Genomic DNA, 17,570 nt, shown 5'->3' with positions numbered 1-17,570 from the left:
GTCAGGCTTTGGTTCGGTTACAGCCGATTCGACTCGGCAACTGGCCCTGCCTGGCCTTCAGCGTGGCTTGCATCGCTTGCGGCAAGGTGCTCCAGAACGTCAGCCCCGAGCGCTCCTCGATGTGATCCACGGTGACCTGGTAATCACAAAAATCTGCGCCCTTGGGGGTTTCCTGGTTCATCACGAATGAGGCGTAAAGACCCGTTTCCGGCGAACTGCCGACCACGATGATTTTCCAATAGCCGCTGGGGATGGTGTGCACTTTGTTCGTACCTGGCAACGAGCCAACAAAATGCTCATACAGCGGCCCGGTGGCCACATACACCTGATCGACGCCTGGCTCCTTGCTGAGAGTGCGCTCCTGGTCTTCCAGGCGCGCCCACGGCCCCTGGTTGAGTTCGGCTTTTTGCGGCGTGATGTTCGACAGGTAGTTGAGGGTTTGCCAATCGGCCACACCGGCCATTGACGCGAGGTTGGCCTGATGCCCCCGGTCGATTTTGAGCGCGACGTTGGCGCCGTTGTAATCCACCGGGTCCAGGGTTTCCCCGGCTGGAATATCCGGATCGGTGCGCCAGTCACGGGAGCGCCCGCTGGCGGCAGTGGTCTTAGTGATCTTGTAGGAGACCCAGTTGGCAAACTTGGTCGAGCCGTTGTTGTTCAACGTGTAGGCCTGGCGGTTCAACGTCACCGGGCTGCCGCCGGTGGGGCAGCCAACCGCGCAGTTATCGAACTGCAAGGGTGGCGCAGGGAGGACGGCGGATTGGCGTGTGGGCGTGGTACAGGCGGCCATCAACGGGATCAACGAAAACGCCAGGTACTTGAACGATGTGCTTCCTTGCATGGTGTTACTCCTTGGGATGTATCTGTTAAAAGACTGAATGGCCTCGGCCGATGCGCTTCCTGCGCAAGTCGAGATAACCATTGGAACACATAAACATTTCTAAACAACGACCGCAACCAGGCCAACAAACGTAACCCCTTCGCACCCTGTAACTGTGCTATAGCGGGCGATAGCATCGCCTCATCAATGCACAAGGGACTGTCATCAAGCACGTGGGGTCAAATGTTCAAACAGAGGATGCTCCACGACCATGGCTGAATACCTTCTGCCTCCCGCTGCCCCACACTGGCTGATCCGCCAAGCCACCCCCGACGATGTGCATGCCCTGGTCGCACTGGATGCCTACGCAACCGAGCATGCCAGCCGTCGCGTGTTTATCTATGACGCCGTGATTCGCCAGCAATGCCTTGTAGCCGCTGACGCTGACGTGTGCGCCGGCTACCTGGTGCTCACCCACGATTTTTTCAACCATGGGTTTATTGCGCTGGTGGTGGTTTCACCGTTGTACCAGCGCCAGGGCGTCGCCCTTCGTCTGCTGGCAGCGGCCGAAGCGGCCTGCAAGACGCCCAAGCTGTTCGCCTCGACCAATGCCTCAAACAGCGCGTCCCAGGCCCTGCTGATGAAAGCCGGCTTTATTCCCAGCGGGCAGATCGAGAATCTGGACGACGATGACCCTGAACACATTTACGTCAAATTCGTCCATTGATCCCGCTCAGGCCCAGGCAATCACCCGCGCGGCCAGGTAAAGACCCACGCCAAACACCCCATGGTTGATCACACTGCGCAGGCGATTCTTGCCTGGCGCGGCCGTCTTGGAGGATGCAAACCCGGCCCCCATCGCAGGCTGTATCAGCAACAGCGGGACGGCCACTGTCACCACACCGAGTATCAGTGCCGGCAAAATGGTGGGGGCCTGCAGCCAGGCAATCCCTTCAACCCACACTAGCGTGATCGCAAAAACAACGCCGGTGACGTAATGCGCGACCCAGCCCAGGGCCACTTCACCTCGAACGGATGACGCCCGCCCTATGCTGGCGTGAACAAACCGCCCTTGGCATGCATGGCCGACCCAACGCCCCACAAACGCGAAATTCAGCGTTGGAACCCCAAGAACCTTCATCAACAACATCCACATATCCATCACGGCGGTAGCTCCCACCCCCAACAGCACAACCTGTGCGACCACTTCCAGCGCTGCCATATCTACCTCTTATTCATGGACCCATTGAACGTGCGCAGGCATCATAGAAGTTGAAGTCAACTTCAAGTCAATGGGTTGCCAATGGATATCGCAGAGGTCGTCAAGCGCACGGGAGTCCCTGCCCATACCTTGCGTTTTTATGAGAAGAAAGGCCTGATCACCTCGATCAGCCCACCCGGTATTCGCCGCCAGTTTCCAGCGGCGGTGATTGAGCAGTTAGCGCTGATTGCACTTGGGCAGGCGGGTGGACTTTCGCTGGATGAAATACAGGCCATGCTATCGCCAAACGGCCAGGCCGATGTGGACAGAGCGGTGCTGCTGGCCAAGGCCGACGAGATTGATGCGACGGTCAGGCAACTGCGCGCCATGAGTCGTGGCTTGCGGCACGCGGCAGCCTGCCCTGCGCCTGATCACACGCAATGCCCGAACTTTCGTCGGCTGCTTAAAATCGCTGCCTCGGGGGTTTTTAAACGCGACACCGCCCGCCGACGCGCCGGTGTTCGCCCTGCTCATTCAAACGTTGAGGCCGTATGATTCGCGACTTTCGAAACGCTGATGTGGAACCTGTGCTGGACATCTGGTTGCAGGCGTCACTCCTGGCTCACCACTTCATCGCCCCCGCGTTCTGGCATGGCCAATTAAGCGCCATGCGTGAAATCTACCTGCCAAGCGCCGTGACACGCGTGTTTGAGGTTGATGGACAAGTGCGGGGGTTCAGTTGCGTGTATGAAAACACCTTGGCAGCGCTATTTGTCTCACCGGCTCATCAGGGCCGCGGAGTAGGCACGCAGTTGCTGGAAGATGCCATGGGGTCTAGAGCCGCTCTTCAACTGAGCGTGTATTCGCAGAATGTTGCCAGCATTCATTTCTACCAGAAGCACGGATTTATCGTCCTCAGCGAACAGCGGGACGAACACACGGGTCACCTTGAAAAGGTCATGCGCTGGGTATCTGATCGTTCACCCAGCCCACGGCCCTGAACCCGATGACCCGGCAAGATCAGCGGACTGGCCGGGGGAGCGCTACGCGGGAACCTTTTCTCGAATGCACAATCTGTGGTTCACCCTTTTGAACCGATCGAGACCCCGAGCATGCTAGTGAAAAAAGCCGTCCTCTGCCTGGCACTGCTGAGTGCCGGCTTCATCGCAGGCTATGCGGCCAAACCCACGCCGCAGCTGCAAGTCACCGCAGGCCAACTGATGGAGTGCGGCGAACTCATGATCCCGACGCTTGGGATGTAAGCCGCGCATACCCAGGTAAAAGCCGTTTCAGCCGCCCGAAGTCACGTCCGTAGGGGGCACGTTGAACCCATTGCGCCCCGCCGCCTTCGCACCGTAAAGCGCTGCATCGGCCGCCTCGACCAAACCCAACACCGGCTCCAGCCGTGAACTCGTGCCCGTCGCGATACCGATACTCACACTCACGCGCCCGAAAGGGCTGCCTGGGTGTGTAATGTTCTCCTGCTGCAGGCGCGCAAGAATGCGTTGCGCGACCACTGCAGCCCCTGCACTGTCAGTCGCGGGCATGATGATCGCCATTTCTTCGCCGCCATAGCGCGCCACCAGGTCCGACGGCCGCCGCACGCACGTTGCCAATAACGTGCTGACCGCCTGCAAGCAAGCATCTCCCGCGACGTGACCAAAGGCATCGTTGAAGCGTTTGAAATGGTCGATATCGATCATCAGCAATGCCAGTGACGTACCCTCGCGCTGCGCCCGGCGCGCTTCAACGGCCAGCGTTTGGTCAAAACAGCGGCGGTTGGCGAGGCCGGTCAGCGCATCCTTTTTCGCTAATAGCGCCAATTGCCGATTGGAGTCGAGCAACTGTTGCTGGGCGACACGCAACGCCTCTTCCGCCGCCGTACGCCTGCGGATATCCAGGATCAGAAACCAGCCGATCAGCCCCGTCAGCCCCAACAGCCCCACCACCACGACCGCTGACAGTGCCGCCTCGATGCGCCACGCCGCGAGGGCTTCGTGCTTGCCCAACGCGACCGTGGTGATCAGCGGCAGGGTTTCGCTCTTGCGAAAGGCATAGAGCCGCTCTACCCCGTCCAGGCTGGAGGTATAGGCCGCAGTGCCCACAGGCTGGTCGACGAGGTACTTGGAATAAATAGGCGAGGTGGAAAAGTTGCGGCCCATGTCCTGCTCGCGGAAGGGGTAACGCACCAGCAACGTGCCGTCGGCGTAGGACAGGCCGATGGCGCCCTCCTGGCCTACATCGAGTTTGCCGAACACCCGCAGAAAGTTTTCCACCCCCAGGGTCACAGCGACCACGCCAGCGAAGTTGCCCGCCGCGTCGTTGAAACGGCGGCTGATGGTCACCACCCATTCCTGGTTGGCGCGGCTTTGAATCGGCGGGCCAATAAAAGGTTCAGCGCTCGGATCGTCGCGATGGTGGATGAAATAGGCCCGATCACTGCTATTGGCGCCCTCCGGGATCGCGCGATTGGAAGACAGCAGCCACCGGCCCTGATGATCATAAATGGTGATGCCGCTCAACTGCGGCATCAGCGGCTGCTGTCGGTTGATCAGCGTGCTGATTCGCTGGATTTGCACCGGGCCACTGCCTTCGGTTTCCAGGCGCTCAACCAGCCCCAGCAACAGCAACGAGCTTTGCCGCACGATGCCTTCGGTATAGGTGTTAAGGGCCTGGGTCAGGTTCAAGCCATGCACATCCACTTCCGCCAGCGCACGGTCGCGGGAAGACAGGACTTTCCAAATCGTCAGCGAAGTCAGGGAACAGCCGATCACCAACAGCAACAGCATCACAAGACGGGTATCACGCTTCACGTCAGCACCTTAAGGAAGTCCGGTTTCCGTTCCAGCCATCATTCGAACGTCGGTACTCACAGGGGCAACCGGTTTCAGAGTGCCAGCATACAAGCAGTCTGTGCGGGCTGCAGCAACAGAGTGTGCGCGGAGCAGCATCAGGCGGGGCGCAACGCCATACGTACAGCCACGCCTGACCGAACCGGCCGGCTGGGCGCGCAGGGTATTCGGATTTTCGATTGTACTGATGTTGGCGCTTAAACTGGTGTTGGCGGTGCTGAGGTAGCTATGTGGGAGCGCGGGATTCACGGTTATGATCGGCGGCGAGCCCTAATGCCACTCTACCAAGCGAACGCAATGCTCAAAGCAACGAAGATCAACTGTGGGAGCTGGCTTGCCTGCGAAAGCGGTCGTGCTGTAACAGATGCAGTGACGGACACACCGCCTTAGCGGGCAAGCCCGCTCCCACATTTGGGGCGCAGTGGCCTGCTCGATCAGGCATCGAGCACTGCACGGATTTTCCGGGGAAGGTCAGCAGGCTGATACGGCTTGGGAATCAACTCGAACGCATGCACCTCTATCTCCGCGCGGGCCAGCGCGTCTTTCGCATAGCCGGTGGTCAGCAAGATCCTGATGTGCGGATACAAGCGCGACACCTCCCGCGCCAACGCCGCGCCATTCATAGCGCCGGGCATGATCAAGTCACTGAACACCAGGTCATACGTCGCCTGTTTGAGCATACCCAATGCCTCGGCGGCATTGAGGGCGATGTCGGTGTGGTAACCGTAGTCAGACAGAATGACCTGCACCAACTCGGCCACCTCGGGCCGGTCCTCCACGATCAGGATGCGTTCGTTACCTTGCGGTGAGATGGCTGTGGGGGTCTGCTCGACCCACAGCTGGCTGTCATCTGCAGGAAAGTACAAGCGAATCGTCGTACCGATGCCCGGGTCTGAATGAATCCGCGCCGTGCCGCCCGATTGCTTGACGAAGCCATACACCATCGACAACCCCAGGCCCGAGCCCTGGCCTTCTTCCTTGGTGGTGAAGAACGGCTGCATGACTTTGTCCTGAATACCTGCGTCGATGCCGTTGCCGTTATCGGAGACCGAAATACTCACGTAACAGCCCTCGGTCAACCCATCCCGCTCGGCACCGAGATCGCCGGGCACCTGGACGTTGCAGGTCTTGACGGTTACCGTCGGGTCAGCACGCCCGTGCAAAGCATCCTGGGCATTCGATAACAGGTGCTGCACTGCCAGTTCCGCCTGGACCGGGTCGATGCGGCAATTCCACAAATCGTCGGCAAGCTCCACATGCAACTCGACACCCTTCAGCGCACGCGCCATGAAGTCGGGGCGACCGAGCAAACTGTTCAAGTTGATCACCCGACTGTCGAGCCGTTGCTTGCGCGAAAACGCCAGCAACTGCTGGGTCAGGGTCTGAGCTTTTTGCGCCGCTGCCCTGGCACGGCTGGCACTGTTGACGATGCGCTGCGGATCGCTACCGGGGCGCTTGGCGCTCTGCTGGATCAAGTCGAGATAACCCATCATCACTTGCAGCAGGTTATTAAAGTCATGGGCGATGCCACCGGTCAGTTGCCCCAGTGCTTCCAAGTCTTGTGCGCGACGCACGCGCTGTTCAGCGTCGTGGCGCCGGCTCACGTCCAACTGCGAGGCGAAAAAATACACCAGCTGCCCACGTTCGTTGAACAACGGCGAAATGAACAGCTCGTTCCAGAAGGTCGAGCCGTCTTTGCGGTAATTGAGCACCTCGACACAGGCTTCATGGTGCTGCTCAACCGCGCGCTGCACCTGGTGCAGCGCGTTTTTATCGGTTTGGGGCCCTTGCAGGAACCTGCAATTGCGTCCGATCACTTCGTCCAGTTCAAAGCCTGTCAGGGTCAGGAACGCCTGGTTGGCAAAGATGATCGGGTTATCAAGCCCGGCGGGGTCGGTCACGATCATTGCACTGTGGCTGGCTTGCATGGCCGCAAAGAACAGGTCTTTGCGGCTGGCAGACAGCATTGCCAATTCCATACCGTCGACCACAGGCTTCTTCTTTGTCGCCAAGGTTCACCTCCAGATACGTGGTACGTGTTCCATGGACCGTGAAAACGCTGCGCAGTGCCATCTTCCCCCTGAAGGGCGCGGCGCCGTGGTTGGGCGCCGCGCCACCGTACAACCTTGGTCATGGCTCAGGTTTTGGGTGAAGTAACGGAACGCGACTGAAGTCGCTTGTTATGTAGAAGCATGAACAAATCTCCTCCGGCTTACGGAAAAAGGCGGCCAAGCATCGGGCGGCAACTTCGCCAACGACTGTGAAAACGCCTCGGAAGCATTCAACAACGAGCTAACTTTCAGCATAGGTTTCACGTAAAGGCTTTCGACGCTCAGTTGTGGACGACCCTCCTTCCAAAACCATTACTTTGCCAGTATTTACGCACAGTCATTGTGAGCTAGCCTTATCGCGCTGAGTCCTTTATGCGGTGAACTCATGGATACGTTAACGAAAGCCGAAATCGAAACGGCCCTTTCCGCTCGCCTCCCCAAGTGCGCGGTCAAGTGCGCGCTCAACGCGGACGGCAGCCTTTCAGTCACCGTAACGGCGCACGGTATGGATCAATTCACCGTCGCCAACATCAACCGCGCCCACTATCACGGCGTCTCGGGGATCAACCGGCTTGTTCGGGAAATACGTGAGGAAATGGTCATGGCCAGGCAGTCTTTCTGGCGGTCGTCGGTGGGGTAAAAGACATGGCGGACTCTACTGACGCAACGCTGCAACCGATCAAAGTTGATTACCTGCAAGACACGCTGTTCGGTGTGAACGCGCTCGCCAGCGATTGCATGGGGCAGCTTGTGCGCACTGCGCCAGACGTGCAGTTGCGGCTAGCGCCGCCATGGCCAGCGCAATTGCTGAAAGCCCACAGAGTTACCTTTGAATGGGACGGTCAGGTCTGTCGTGGCGTGGTGCAGCAGGTTGAAACCTTGACCAACGGCGACTTGCTGCTGGACATCGAACCGCAGCCGTAAACGCGCGCACTTGGCAGCATTAGGCGCGTTCACCCGCCATCGCCCGCTGGTGAAAATGCGGCAGCCATTTCAACGCGTGAAGGGAAGCGGCCAACTGCACCTGCTCACGGGAGCCCATGAAGCGTTCCTTGCGACTGAACACACTCAGCGCTCCCCCATTTCGATAGGCCCAGGCGAAACAAACGGTGCCTGGAGGAATGCCATCAATTCCATCCGGCCCCAGCAGGCCCGTGGTCGCTACCGCTACATCCGCAGGGCTGTCGCGCAGCGCGCCGTGAGCCATTTCCTGGGCGACCTCACAGCTGGTGAGATTGAAGGTATCGATGGTATAGCGACGCACGTTCAACAGCCGCTGTTTCGCCTCTGGCGAATACACCACGTACCCGCTTTCGATCCACGAGCCACTGCCGTCGATCTGCGAAAGCAAGGTGATGATCTTGCCAGCGGTACACGACTCGGCCGTCGTGACGACCAACTGATGGTGCTTGAGGTATTCAACGATAGAAGCAGCGACCGACATGCTGAGTGCTCCTGCGCAAAGGGTTTTTGCTGATTGATTTTTGTCAAAAAAACCGACTTGTAAAAAAGAATTTCGAAATTCTGCTGGGGTCTACAGAGGAACATCCCCCTAGGAGACAGCACCATGAAGTTCGCGAAATTCTGCCAGAAACTCTCCAACCAGGCGGGCAGCTCAAAAACCTTTCTGACGGCCGTCAGCTTGATAGCTGTCTGGGCGCTCACCGGGCCTTACTTTCATTACAACGACACCTGGCAGTTAATCATCAACACCTCCACCACCATCATCACCTTCCTGATGGTGTTCCTGATCCAGAATACCCAGAACCGCGACAACGATATTCTTCATCTGAAACTGGACGAGCTGATTCGTGCCACCAAAGAAGCTCACAATGCGGCGTTGAGCCTGGATAAGCTCGGGTCGCACGACCTGCAAAAATTGCGTGAGCAGTACAGCAAGCTGGGGCAACCCAAGCCGGTCGACGACATCAAGCAGGAGAAGAATTCTTCAAGCGGCCCGATCTGAGCCCTACGCCGGTCAGCGTACCTTGCGCCCTTGCACAACGTTGTAGGGATCGATGGTAACCATGATGCGAAGCGAACCCGCTCCAACGATTTGATCGCAGGGCGTCAGGTAGATAGGTGTCGACTGTCAGGCCGTCATCGCAGGCAAGCCAGCTCGCACATGAGTGGGTGTTCAACTCAAAGCATTTTGAACGCCCCGTACGCTCGTCTTTCCAATAAGAACAGGATCAAACCTGGCGCAGATTACCGGCAACAGGAGGCAGCCGACCATGACTGACACCCCAACCCACCGAGTAACCCAATCCCTATCCGCCGCAATAACACTGTCCCTGCTCAGCGCCTGCGCTGGCAACAACTCACCTTCGAATGTCGAGGCACCTGGGAAGCCGACAACGCCTTCGACCCGAACGCTGGAAGCCGGCGCCGCTCTGCTGCAATCACGCCCACCGATTGATGCCCTGAACGCCTACCTGGACGGTTTTCACTTCTACAACGGCCATCCCGATGTGCAAATGGAGGCGCATCACTACTGCGCAATCCTCAATGAGGAGGTCATCCAGTGTGTGATCTACGATGGCAACCGCAAGGATGCAAAGTTGATGGGCGTGGAGTACATCATCAGCGAGGCGCAGTTCAACACGCTGCCCGCGCCTGAACAGGCGCTGTGGCACAGCCATGTGCATGAAGTGAAGTCAGGGCAACTGGTCGCTCCGGGAATTCCTGAGGTGGCGGAACATGCGCTGATGGAGAAGCTGGTGCACACCTACGGCAAGACCTGGCACACCTGGCATACCGATCTGGATAAACGCCTGCCCCTGGGTGTCCCGCAGTTGATGATGGGGTTTACCGCTGATGGCCAGGCTGACCCGCGTATGGTCGCCGAACGAGATAAACGCCTGGGCATCGACAGTACAGAAAAGAAAAGTTCTCGCGCAGATATTGCCTCGCCGCCCATCGCACCCGGTGCAGACGCGTGGCGCCAGGGCAAGGTTATCCAGATCGCCGACCCAACACTGAAAGCTCATCAACATTGACACCGCCAGTCAGTCATTTGGATTGAACGATCATTTGCGGGCCTTTCTCTACCCAAGACCAGCCAATGATGATCCAGCCCTATGCCGTCGCCTACTCAACCAATGAACACACGGGCAACTGCCCCCTTTACATGAGGTAACCCAGCATGACTTACGACTACCAAGGTATTGCCAGTGTCATCACTGCCTCGCGCCATCTTGGAACGCCCTCAGATGAACGCCTAAACGAATCAAAAAACATCCAAATGAATAGTAGCGGTAAGCCGACCATCGCGCGTTTGGATTTTGACACGCCGTTGGATTGGCCCGGCAATCCCAACTTTATCACCGTCAATTTGCCCGACGGCTCCTCCGTCAGCGGGGTCATCGCCGAGCTGAACCGCCCGGCCGATGGGCCTGGATGGGTCACCTTCACGGTAGACGATTAGGTCTCGTCCACGCCCTGCGCCCAATCATCGAATTGTCGGACAACTTATTTGAATTATTTTTGACGTCAAATATCTGTAGTTCATGAGTATCAAGGAGGCCTCATGAAACACAACGACCTATTCACTATCGAGTACCAGCTGCATGGCGAGCCCAAGTCCTTCATCGTGCGCGCACCGCGCATGGACAATGCCGAGGCTTGGCATTGGGCCAGTTGCGACGCTGGTGTGGCGGTCATCCCCAAATTTGGGCAACACACGTTCAAGCGGGTGTCAAAACCGATGGCGGAGAAATACGGCATTACCCAGGTGCGCTGGAGTGGCGCGGCACAGATTCAATGGGCGGAGGGCCTCAGAGGATGAACAGTCAGACTCTTGGTTACACAACGACAAACAGGCGGGACGACGAGGTCACGCGAAACGCCGAGATGTTCTTCGAAGCGGATCGATTGGACGCGTTGGCGTACGAGATCATTGAGTCTTACAGCGGCGATGCGCAGACGTGGGCGCGGTTTACCGAGGCGAAGAAACGTGCGGATGCGCAGCGTACAGTGGCCTATCGAGAGTGGATGCGAATTCATCGTTCCAAGCGGAAATAACGTCAGCCGGCACGCATCAACCTGACACCCTACGATCCAAATGTGGGAGCTGGCTTGCCTGCGATAGCGGCCTGACAACCAATCAGGATGTCAGGCCGAGTGTATATCCCCTAGCGTTCACGCCCCTGACTCAGGGTCTGTCGAAGGGCCTCCAGGGGCAACACCGCCTTGCTCCCGTGCCTGTTGCCCGCCTGCCGGCGACTGCGATTTATCGTTTCGCTTAGCCGCCGGCGGGCGCACCTTGCGCTCAGAAGGATTCGGTTCGTGGTGCTTCGAGGCTTCGCTCATACCGCCCTCCTCAATCACTGATCAAAGTATCGGCTTGCCACCCGTCACGCCGTAGCGTTCGCCGGAGATGTAGCTGCCTTCATCCGACGCCAGCAGCACATAGATCGGCGCCACTTCCACTGGCTGGCCTGGGCGCCCCAGTGGGGTGTTGCCGCCAAAGTTTTTCACCATGTCCGGCGTCATCGTCGAGACGATCAATGGCGTCCAGATAGGCCCGGGTGCCACGCTGTTGACGCGAATCCCCCGCTCGCCGAGCATCTGCGCCAGGCCGGCGGTAAAGTTGGCAATCGCGCCTTTGGTGGCCGCATAGGGCAACAGGCTGGGGTTGGGCATATCGGAGTTGACCGAGCTGGTATTGATGATCGAACTGCCCTCGGCCATATGAGGCAGCGCGGCCTTGCAGATGCGAAACATCGCGGTGATGTTGACGTTGAAGGTTTTCACCCAGTCCTCGTCGGGGATGTCTTCCAGCGATTGATAGGTCATCTGGAACGCTGCGTTGTTGACCAGCACATCGATGCGGCCGAACTTCTCCACGGTGTCGTTGACGATGGCCGTGCACTGCGCCGCATCGCCCAGGTCGCCGGGCAGTAACAGGCATTGACGACCCGCCGCCTCGACCCAGCGTGCGGTCTCCTTGGCGTCTTCATGTTCATCCAGGTACGACACTGCCACGTCCGCGCCTTCACGTGCGAAGGCAATGGCCACGGCCCGTCCGATGCCGCTGTCGGCACCGGTGACCAAGGCGATTTTATTGGCGAGCCGGCCCGAGCCTTGGTACGACTGCTCACCGCAATCGGGCATCGGGTCCATCCTGCGTTGCTCACCGGGTACGGGCTGTTGCTGGGCGTTGAAGGGTGGTTTTGGATAGCTGTTCATCAGAACGTCTCCTGGGTGGGTTTCTCTTTGCGAGGGTTCGCCAGGAAGCGAAGTTCAGACGGATTTTCAGAAAATCGGATAACCGTGCAACCGCGGTGGCCACTCGTCAGTTTGATTAAACCTTCCGACGGTTGCGCGTCTCAACCGGGTCGTAGTGGTGTGTCGAATGACCGGGTGGCCTCAAGGCATTTTTTGTTGGCAGCAGGTTTTCAGCTATATTTCACTGTCGGTTCAGCCCTCGCCCTCGTTGTTCAAGTTCTTCCCTCTACACCCCGTCTTTTTGTGCGCCGTTAACCAAGGTTGGTATCTATGAAGTCTGCCCCCCGCGGTCCCCCAACGTACCGCAACGCAAAGATCTGACCCCCAGCAACTTGAATTTCCCGGTGGTGGGTATCGGTGCGTCGGCGGGCGGGCTGCAAGCCGTGAAAGCGTTTTTCGAGCACATGCCTAAAGACTGCGGCATGGCCTTCGTGGTGGTCCTGCATCTTTCGCCCGACCATCAAAGCGTGGCAGACAAGATCATCCAGGAAACGACCCGCATGCCGGTGTCGCAGGTCAATGACGCCACGCCCATCGAAAAGAATCACGTGTACGTCATCTCGCCAGCACAGCTCTTGAAGATGAATGATGGCTACCTCGCGGTCTCACCTTCCGTGCGCGAAGGTGGACCGCACATTGCCATCGACCTGTTTTTTCGCGACCTGGCAGACACCCATAAAGAACGCGCGTTTTGCCTGATCCTGTCCGGTACCGGCTCAGATGGCGCGGTGGGGCTGTCGCGCATCAAAGAGCAAGGCGGCATCACCCTGGTACAAGCACCGGAAGACGCCGAGTACGATGGCATGCCGCTGGCGGCCATCGAAACCCAGATGGTCGACCTGGTGCTGCCTGTGGTGGAAATGCCGCAGAAGCTGCTGGAACTGTGGCGCAATGCCCAGTCGATTGTGCTGCCCACCGCCAACGACCCTGAGATCAAGACCACCCCACCCAGCACCGAACGCGATGCCGCCGTGGCCGAGCAGCTGTTGCTGGATATTCTGATCCAGTTGCGCGCCAGTACCGGGCATGACTTCAAGCATTACAAGCGCGCCACGGTGTTACGTCGTATCGAGCGGCGCTTGCAGGTCACGGCCCAACCCGACCTCGCCACCTATTACAACTTCCTCCAGGCCAACCCGGACGAAACCAAGGCGTTGCTGGGCGACATGCTGATTGGCGTGACCAACTTCTTTCGCGACCGCGAGGCCTTCGAAGCGCTTGAGCGAGACGTGATCCCCAACCTGGTGAAGTCACTGGAAGACAGCGTGCCGCACCGTGAGGAAGTGCGTATCTGGTCGGCAGGATGCTCCACCGGCGAAGAGGCCTACAGCCTGGCGATGCTGGTGGCCGAGCAACTGGCGCTGGACGCCAGCGGTGCAAAGATGCAGGTGTTTGCCACTGATATTGATGAGCGGGCCATTACCCATGGCCGCAACGGCGTGTACCCCGAAGCGATCATCACCGACGTACCGCCTCAACGGTTGCGCCAGTACTTTGCCAAGGAGAAGAACCAGCACTACCGGGTGCGCAAGGAAATTCGGGAAAAGGTGCTGTTCGCCAAACACAGCCTGCTGGCCGACCCACCGTTCTCGCAGATCGACCTGATCGTGTGCCGCAACCTGTTGATCTACCTGGACCGCGAAGTGCAACGCGACATCCTGCAAATGTTCCATTTCGCGTTGCGTCCCGGTGGTTACCTGTTTCTCGGCTCCTCGGAGTCGGCCGACGGCTGCCTGGACCTGTTCGTACCGGTGGACAAGCGCAACCGCATTTTCAGGGTGCGTGCCGGCTCGTCCGCCGCGCGCCGCGCCCCGACGATGCCGCGAGGCGGCTATCTGCGCCCGAGCGCCACAACGCTGGCGATTGAAACCAAGGCGCCCAGCAAGGTCTCGTTCGCGGACATCCATCTGCGCGCTCTGGAAAAAGCCGCGCCGCCCAGCGTTATCGTGAATATGCAGGCCGATATCCTGCACATGAGCGAAGGCGCAGGTCGATTCCTGCGCTACGTGGCCGGCGAGGTGACGCACAACCTGCTGACGCTGGTGCATCCCGATTTACGCCTCGATATCCGCACCACGCTGTTTCAGGTCCAGCATTCAATAGCCCGGTGTCTTCGCGCAAGATCCGCATCCAACGCGAGCAAGGCCCCTTCCTGGTGGACATCAGCGCTCGCCCCTACCGCGATGAAGCGACCGAAAACGACTACGTGCTGGTGATCTTCCAGGAAACCGCCGTCGACCCACAGCTGCCCGACATCGACACTGTCAGCCAGGCCGAAAACGCGATCATGAGCAACCTGGAGCGCGAGCTGCAACGCACCAAGTTGCACCTGCAGGACACCATCGAACAGGCGGAAGTCTCCAGCGAGGAACTCAAGGCCTCCAACGAAGAAATGCAGGCCGTCAACGAAGAACTGCGCTCGGCCACCGAGGAGTTGGAAACCAGCAAGGAAGAGTTGCAGTCGATCAACGAAGAATTGCTGACCGTCAATTTCGAGCTCAAGACCAAGGTGGAAGAGACGGACAAGGTCAACGACTACCTGACCAACCTGATCGCGTCCACCGACATCGCCACGGTCTTCGTCGACCGCAACATGCGCATTCGCTGGTTCACGCCACGGGCCACGGATATTTTCAGCATGCTGCCGGTAGACACCGGGCGCTCGTTGCTGGACATCACCCACCGCCTCAATTATCCGCAAATGACCGAAGACGCCGCCAACGTGTTTGAGTCCTTGAGCATGATCGAGCGGGAAATCAGCAGCAACCACGACCGCTGGTACATCGCGCGGTTGCTGCCTTACCGCTCCAGTGAAGATCACATTGATGGCACCGTGCTGACCTTCATTGATATCACCAAGCGGCGCCAGGCCGAAGAGGAACTGCGCCTGGGTGAGGAGCGCATGCGCCTGGTTGCCGAGAGCACCCATGACTTTGCCATCATCATCCTCGATGACCATGGCGCCATCACCGACTGGAACACCGGTGCCGAACTGATCTTCGGCTACACCAAGGACGAGGTGCTGGGCGCTTACTACGACCTGATTTTCTCCCCGGAAGACCGCTCCGCTGGCGTGCCGGAGAGCGAACTGCGCACCGCCCGCGAACATGGGCGTGGCGAAGATGAACGCTGGCACGTGCGCAAGGACGGCAGCCGCTTCTATTGCAGTGGCGAGGTCACCCAGCTCAAGAGCAACAGTTTGCGCGGCTACGTCAAGATTGCCCGGGACCTTACCGGCCACAAGCGCACCCAGGATGAACAGAATCAGCGTTTGAAGGAAACCCAGACCAACAGCCACCTCAAGGATGAGTTCTTCGCGGTGATGTCCCACGAACTCAAGCACCCGTTGAACCTGATCCAGCTGAACGCCGAACTGTTGCGGCGCTTGCCCGCCACCAAAGTTGCGGGCCCGGCCATCAAGGCGGTCAATACCATCTGCGAAGCGGTGTCCAGCCAGGCGCGGATCATTGACGACCTGCTGGATGTCGCCCGGGTTCGCACGGGCAAGCTGAAGCTGAAAAAGCAACCGATCGACCTGATTCGCACCCTCAAGGACATTCATAGCGTGGTGCTTGCCGACGGCCATCGTCGCCAGGTCAGCCTTCAAACCCCTTCGGTGCCGGGGCCACTGATCGTTGACGTAGACCCCACGCGCATCGAGCAAGTGATCTGGAACCTGGTCAACAACGCCCTGAAATTCACCCCCGAGGACGGCCAGGTGCAGTTGGTGGTCAGCCGAACGGACGGGCGCGCGCAACTGGACGTCATCGACAGCGGCGCAGGCCTGGCCGCAGACAGCCTGGAGAAAATCTTCGACCTGTTCGGGCAAGCGGAAAACCAGCACCAGACCCACCAACGCGAAGGCCTGGGGATTGGTTTGTCGTTGGTGCGGCAATTGGTGGAGGCCCACGGCGGTTCGGTGAGCGTGCATTCGCGAGGGCTGGGCTTCGGTTGCACCTTTTCGATCTGGTTGCCGCTGTGCGAACAACAGGACTATCTGCTGGATAGCGGCGCTACCCAGAACGAAGATCAGCGCCTCAATGGCCTCAAGGTTTTACTGGTCGATGATTCAGCCGAAGTCCTTGAGGTGCTGAACATGCTGCTGGAAATGGAAGGCGCCCAAGTGAGCGCCTTCAACGACCCTTTAAGCGCACTTGAAACAGCCCGGGATGCCCAGTATGACGTGATTATTTCGGACATCGGCATGCCTAAAATGAATGGCCATGAGCTGATGCAGAAGCTGCGCAAATTAGGCCACCTTCGACAGGCTCCGGCTATTGCATTAACCGGCTACGGCGCTGGCAATGACCAGAAAAAGGCCACTGAATCAGGCTTTAATGCGCATGTCAGCAAACCCGTGGGCCATGACTCGTTGATCTCCTTGATCGAAAAACTGTGCCGCTCACGCCGTTAGGGTTGGGGTTGACGGTCAAGGGTAGATGAACTGAGAAAAGCGCACGGACGCCCCTGTTGGTCGCGACACCTGGGTATCCACACTGCCCACCGTGTCGCTGCGCAAGGTCAGGTACAGCACTGCCTGGCCGGCGCTGTCGCTCAGCATCCAGACGCTTACACCCTCCCCGGCCGCCCTGGCCTTGAGCGGCTGCGGCTGGAGCATCTCGATATTGAAACCGCGCAGCAGCTCACCGCTCAACTCGACCTCCAAGGGTTCTTGGGCCTTGCCTTGCACATGAATCACCAGCCCATCGGAGGCGCCATTGCGCAAAAAGCGTTGGTACTCCACGCGCAACTGCCCATCGGCACTGCGCACCTCGCGGGTGCTCAGCGGCCCGCTGGAAAACAGGCCCGCCAGGCTCAAACCCATCAGCACCAGCAGCGCGTACCAACCCACCCTTTCAAAGCGCCAGACCTTGCGCTGCAAGGCCATATCTTCCGGTACCGGGTAGTTGCGGCTCTGTAAGTCGTCGGGGTCTGGGTTGTTCATAGCGCGGCCCGGACTCAGCCCTTGCTGTGCTCGGGAGAAGACGGCCCCTTGGTGACACCCCGTGGGCCGGCAATCGCCCATATCGCGGCGCCCAGGAACGGCAGTACCACGACTACCGCACTCCAGCCTGCCTTGCTGGCCGAGGCGTTATCGCTGCGCCAGATGCTGTTGATGATCCACGCGTCGAGCAGTACGAGGATCACTGCCAGGCCTATCCAGAAGTAAGTGGTTTGCATGATGCACCTCCAGGTTATGTAACTTTTGGTGCGCAGGCGCAGGCAGGGTTCATTATTTTTGGGCTTTCTGCCTGGCGCTTGGTTTGCCGCCATCATGCGGGCAACTTCGCCGATCCATTCAGGAACGAACCTCTTTAAACGAGACGAGCTGAAACGTATCAGCTTTGGCAAAAGCACGAAATATGCACAAATGCATTTTTAACCTTGACCCATCGCGGCGAGTCCTCTAAATTCAA

19 protein-coding genes and 1 pseudogene are annotated in these 17,570 nt (G+C 58.8%); 12 read left to right on the top strand and 8 right to left on the bottom strand.

The window, feature by feature from the left end; genetic code table 11:
- Window position 1 precedes the first annotated feature (1 nt).
- Entirely contained in the window at window positions 2-841 is an 840-nt protein-coding gene (locus CLM72_RS11305) for a DNA/RNA non-specific endonuclease (protein ID WP_105226482.1), read from the bottom strand.
- Window positions 842-1,091: 250 nt separating this feature from the next.
- Here CLM72_RS11305 and CLM72_RS11300 point away from each other — a divergent pair, with 250 nt between their 5' ends.
- The gene (locus tag CLM72_RS11300) at window positions 1,092-1,547 is read left to right on the top strand and encodes a GNAT family N-acetyltransferase (protein WP_105226481.1); all 456 of its coding nucleotides are present in this window, start codon (window positions 1,092-1,094) and stop codon (window positions 1,545-1,547) included.
- A gap of 6 nt (window positions 1,548-1,553) precedes the next feature.
- On the opposite strand, the gene CLM72_RS11295 is transcribed toward CLM72_RS11300, so the two are convergent.
- The gene (locus CLM72_RS11295; RefSeq protein WP_105226480.1) at window positions 1,554-2,042 is read right to left on the bottom strand and encodes a DUF2938 domain-containing protein; all 489 of its coding nucleotides are present in this window, start codon (window positions 2,040-2,042) and stop codon (window positions 1,554-1,556) included.
- An 81-nt stretch (window positions 2,043-2,123) separates the two neighbouring features.
- Here CLM72_RS11295 and CLM72_RS11290 point away from each other — a divergent pair, with 81 nt between their 5' ends.
- From CLM72_RS11290 to CLM72_RS28940, 3 genes are all read left to right on the top strand, one after another.
- Window positions 2,124-2,576: a helix-turn-helix domain-containing protein gene (locus CLM72_RS11290; protein WP_105226479.1), complete on the top strand. Its 453-nt coding sequence runs from the start codon at window positions 2,124-2,126 to the stop codon at window positions 2,574-2,576.
- Window positions 2,573-3,022: a GNAT family N-acetyltransferase gene (locus CLM72_RS11285; RefSeq protein WP_105226478.1), complete on the top strand. Its 450-nt coding sequence runs from the start codon at window positions 2,573-2,575 to the stop codon at window positions 3,020-3,022. Before CLM72_RS11290 ends, CLM72_RS11285 begins: the two co-directional genes overlap by 4 nt.
- A gap of 111 nt (window positions 3,023-3,133) precedes the next feature.
- Entirely contained in the window at window positions 3,134-3,283 is a 150-nt protein-coding gene (locus CLM72_RS28940; RefSeq protein WP_019821496.1) for a hypothetical protein, read from the top strand.
- A 27-nt stretch (window positions 3,284-3,310) separates the two neighbouring features.
- On the opposite strand, the gene CLM72_RS11275 is transcribed toward CLM72_RS28940, so the two are convergent.
- Both CLM72_RS11275 and CLM72_RS11265 read right to left on the bottom strand, forming a co-directional pair.
- On the bottom strand, window positions 3,311-4,834 hold the full coding sequence (locus CLM72_RS11275; RefSeq protein WP_105226476.1) for a sensor domain-containing diguanylate cyclase: 1,524 nt from the start codon (window positions 4,832-4,834) through the stop codon (window positions 3,311-3,313).
- A 473-nt stretch (window positions 4,835-5,307) separates the two neighbouring features.
- Window positions 5,308-6,885 (bottom strand): histidine kinase famiy protein, encoded by a 1,578-nt coding sequence (locus CLM72_RS11265; RefSeq protein WP_177430932.1) that lies wholly within the window; start codon window positions 6,883-6,885, stop codon window positions 5,308-5,310.
- 424 nt (window positions 6,886-7,309) lie between these two features.
- Here CLM72_RS11265 and CLM72_RS11260 point away from each other — a divergent pair, with 424 nt between their 5' ends.
- The gene (locus tag CLM72_RS11260) at window positions 7,310-7,564 is read left to right on the top strand and encodes a hypothetical protein (RefSeq protein ID WP_105226474.1); all 255 of its coding nucleotides are present in this window, start codon (window positions 7,310-7,312) and stop codon (window positions 7,562-7,564) included.
- A gap of 5 nt (window positions 7,565-7,569) precedes the next feature.
- Entirely contained in the window at window positions 7,570-7,848 is a 279-nt protein-coding gene (locus tag CLM72_RS11255; RefSeq protein WP_105226473.1) for a hypothetical protein, read from the top strand.
- A 19-nt stretch (window positions 7,849-7,867) separates the two neighbouring features.
- Here the strand turns inward: CLM72_RS11255 and CLM72_RS11250 are convergent, their stop codons facing one another.
- Window positions 7,868-8,368 carry a CinA family protein gene (locus CLM72_RS11250; RefSeq protein WP_105226472.1) on the bottom strand — a complete coding sequence of 167 codons (501 nt, stop codon included), beginning with the start codon at window positions 8,366-8,368 and terminating at the stop codon, window positions 7,868-7,870.
- A 123-nt stretch (window positions 8,369-8,491) separates the two neighbouring features.
- Between CLM72_RS11250 and CLM72_RS11245 the strand changes: the two genes are divergently transcribed.
- The 5 genes from CLM72_RS11245 to CLM72_RS11225 all read left to right on the top strand — a co-directional run bounded on the left by CLM72_RS11245 (window position 8,492) and on the right by CLM72_RS11225 (window position 10,947).
- Window positions 8,492-8,890 carry a low affinity iron permease family protein gene (locus tag CLM72_RS11245; RefSeq protein ID WP_105226471.1) on the top strand — a complete coding sequence of 133 codons (399 nt, stop codon included), beginning with the start codon at window positions 8,492-8,494 and terminating at the stop codon, window positions 8,888-8,890.
- Between the two features lie 268 nt (window positions 8,891-9,158).
- Window positions 9,159-9,923 (top strand): OBAP family protein, encoded by a 765-nt coding sequence (locus tag CLM72_RS11240; RefSeq protein WP_105226470.1) that lies wholly within the window; start codon window positions 9,159-9,161, stop codon window positions 9,921-9,923.
- A 146-nt stretch (window positions 9,924-10,069) separates the two neighbouring features.
- Window positions 10,070-10,351: a hypothetical protein gene (locus tag CLM72_RS11235; RefSeq protein ID WP_105226469.1), complete on the top strand. Its 282-nt coding sequence runs from the start codon at window positions 10,070-10,072 to the stop codon at window positions 10,349-10,351.
- A gap of 102 nt (window positions 10,352-10,453) precedes the next feature.
- The gene (locus CLM72_RS11230; RefSeq protein WP_003190423.1) at window positions 10,454-10,711 is read left to right on the top strand and encodes a DUF6555 family protein; all 258 of its coding nucleotides are present in this window, start codon (window positions 10,454-10,456) and stop codon (window positions 10,709-10,711) included.
- Complete coding sequence (locus CLM72_RS11225; RefSeq protein WP_019821471.1) at window positions 10,708-10,947, top strand: hypothetical protein; 240 nt, start codon at window positions 10,708-10,710, stop codon at window positions 10,945-10,947. The genes CLM72_RS11230 and CLM72_RS11225 overlap by 4 nt, the downstream gene beginning before the upstream one ends.
- Before the next feature lie 309 nt (window positions 10,948-11,256).
- Here the strand turns inward: CLM72_RS11225 and CLM72_RS11220 are convergent, their stop codons facing one another.
- Window positions 11,257-12,114: an SDR family oxidoreductase gene (locus tag CLM72_RS11220; RefSeq protein ID WP_105226468.1), complete on the bottom strand. Its 858-nt coding sequence runs from the start codon at window positions 12,112-12,114 to the stop codon at window positions 11,257-11,259.
- Between the two features lie 305 nt (window positions 12,115-12,419).
- Between CLM72_RS11220 and CLM72_RS11215 the strand changes: the two are divergent.
- Window positions 12,420-16,567, top strand: a pseudogene (locus tag CLM72_RS11215) (CheR family methyltransferase).
- A 15-nt stretch (window positions 16,568-16,582) separates the two neighbouring features.
- Here the strand turns inward: CLM72_RS11215 and CLM72_RS11210 are convergent.
- Complete coding sequence (locus CLM72_RS11210; RefSeq protein ID WP_105226467.1) at window positions 16,583-17,098, bottom strand: hypothetical protein; 516 nt, start codon at window positions 17,096-17,098, stop codon at window positions 16,583-16,585.
- A gap of 14 nt (window positions 17,099-17,112) precedes the next feature.
- Entirely contained in the window at window positions 17,113-17,334 is a 222-nt protein-coding gene (locus CLM72_RS11205) for a PLDc N-terminal domain-containing protein (RefSeq protein ID WP_003190416.1), read from the bottom strand.
- Window positions 17,335-17,570 lie beyond the last annotated feature (236 nt).

This window comes from Pseudomonas sp. MYb193 (assembly GCF_002966775.1).
GTDB lineage: Bacteria > Pseudomonadota > Gammaproteobacteria > Pseudomonadales > Pseudomonadaceae > Aquipseudomonas > Aquipseudomonas paracarnis.
This window is presented reverse-complemented; position numbering and strand designations above follow the sequence as displayed.

Coding starts and splice junctions, on each gene's coding strand:
- CLM72_RS11305 (WP_105226482.1), bottom strand. CDS start 841: ATGCAAGGAAGCACATCGTTCAAGTACCTGGCGTTTTCGTTGATCCCG.
- CLM72_RS11300 (WP_105226481.1), top strand. CDS start 1,092: ATGGCTGAATACCTTCTGCCTCCCGCTGCCCCACACTGGCTGATCCGC.
- CLM72_RS11295 (WP_105226480.1), bottom strand. CDS start 2,042: ATGGCAGCGCTGGAAGTGGTCGCACAGGTTGTGCTGTTGGGGGTGGGA.
- CLM72_RS11290 (WP_105226479.1), top strand. CDS start 2,124: ATGGATATCGCAGAGGTCGTCAAGCGCACGGGAGTCCCTGCCCATACC.
- CLM72_RS11285 (WP_105226478.1), top strand. CDS start 2,573: ATGATTCGCGACTTTCGAAACGCTGATGTGGAACCTGTGCTGGACATC.
- CLM72_RS28940 (WP_019821496.1), top strand. CDS start 3,134: ATGCTAGTGAAAAAAGCCGTCCTCTGCCTGGCACTGCTGAGTGCCGGC.
- CLM72_RS11260 (WP_105226474.1), top strand. CDS start 7,310: ATGGATACGTTAACGAAAGCCGAAATCGAAACGGCCCTTTCCGCTCGC.
- CLM72_RS11255 (WP_105226473.1), top strand. CDS start 7,570: ATGGCGGACTCTACTGACGCAACGCTGCAACCGATCAAAGTTGATTAC.
- CLM72_RS11250 (WP_105226472.1), bottom strand. CDS start 8,368: ATGTCGGTCGCTGCTTCTATCGTTGAATACCTCAAGCACCATCAGTTG.
- CLM72_RS11245 (WP_105226471.1), top strand. CDS start 8,492: ATGAAGTTCGCGAAATTCTGCCAGAAACTCTCCAACCAGGCGGGCAGC.
- CLM72_RS11240 (WP_105226470.1), top strand. CDS start 9,159: ATGACTGACACCCCAACCCACCGAGTAACCCAATCCCTATCCGCCGCA.
- CLM72_RS11235 (WP_105226469.1), top strand. CDS start 10,070: ATGACTTACGACTACCAAGGTATTGCCAGTGTCATCACTGCCTCGCGC.
- CLM72_RS11230 (WP_003190423.1), top strand. CDS start 10,454: ATGAAACACAACGACCTATTCACTATCGAGTACCAGCTGCATGGCGAG.
- CLM72_RS11225 (WP_019821471.1), top strand. CDS start 10,708: ATGAACAGTCAGACTCTTGGTTACACAACGACAAACAGGCGGGACGAC.
- CLM72_RS11220 (WP_105226468.1), bottom strand. CDS start 12,114: ATGAACAGCTATCCAAAACCACCCTTCAACGCCCAGCAACAGCCCGTA.
- CLM72_RS11210 (WP_105226467.1), bottom strand. CDS start 17,098: ATGAACAACCCAGACCCCGACGACTTACAGAGCCGCAACTACCCGGTA.
- CLM72_RS11205 (WP_003190416.1), bottom strand. CDS start 17,334: ATGCAAACCACTTACTTCTGGATAGGCCTGGCAGTGATCCTCGTACTG.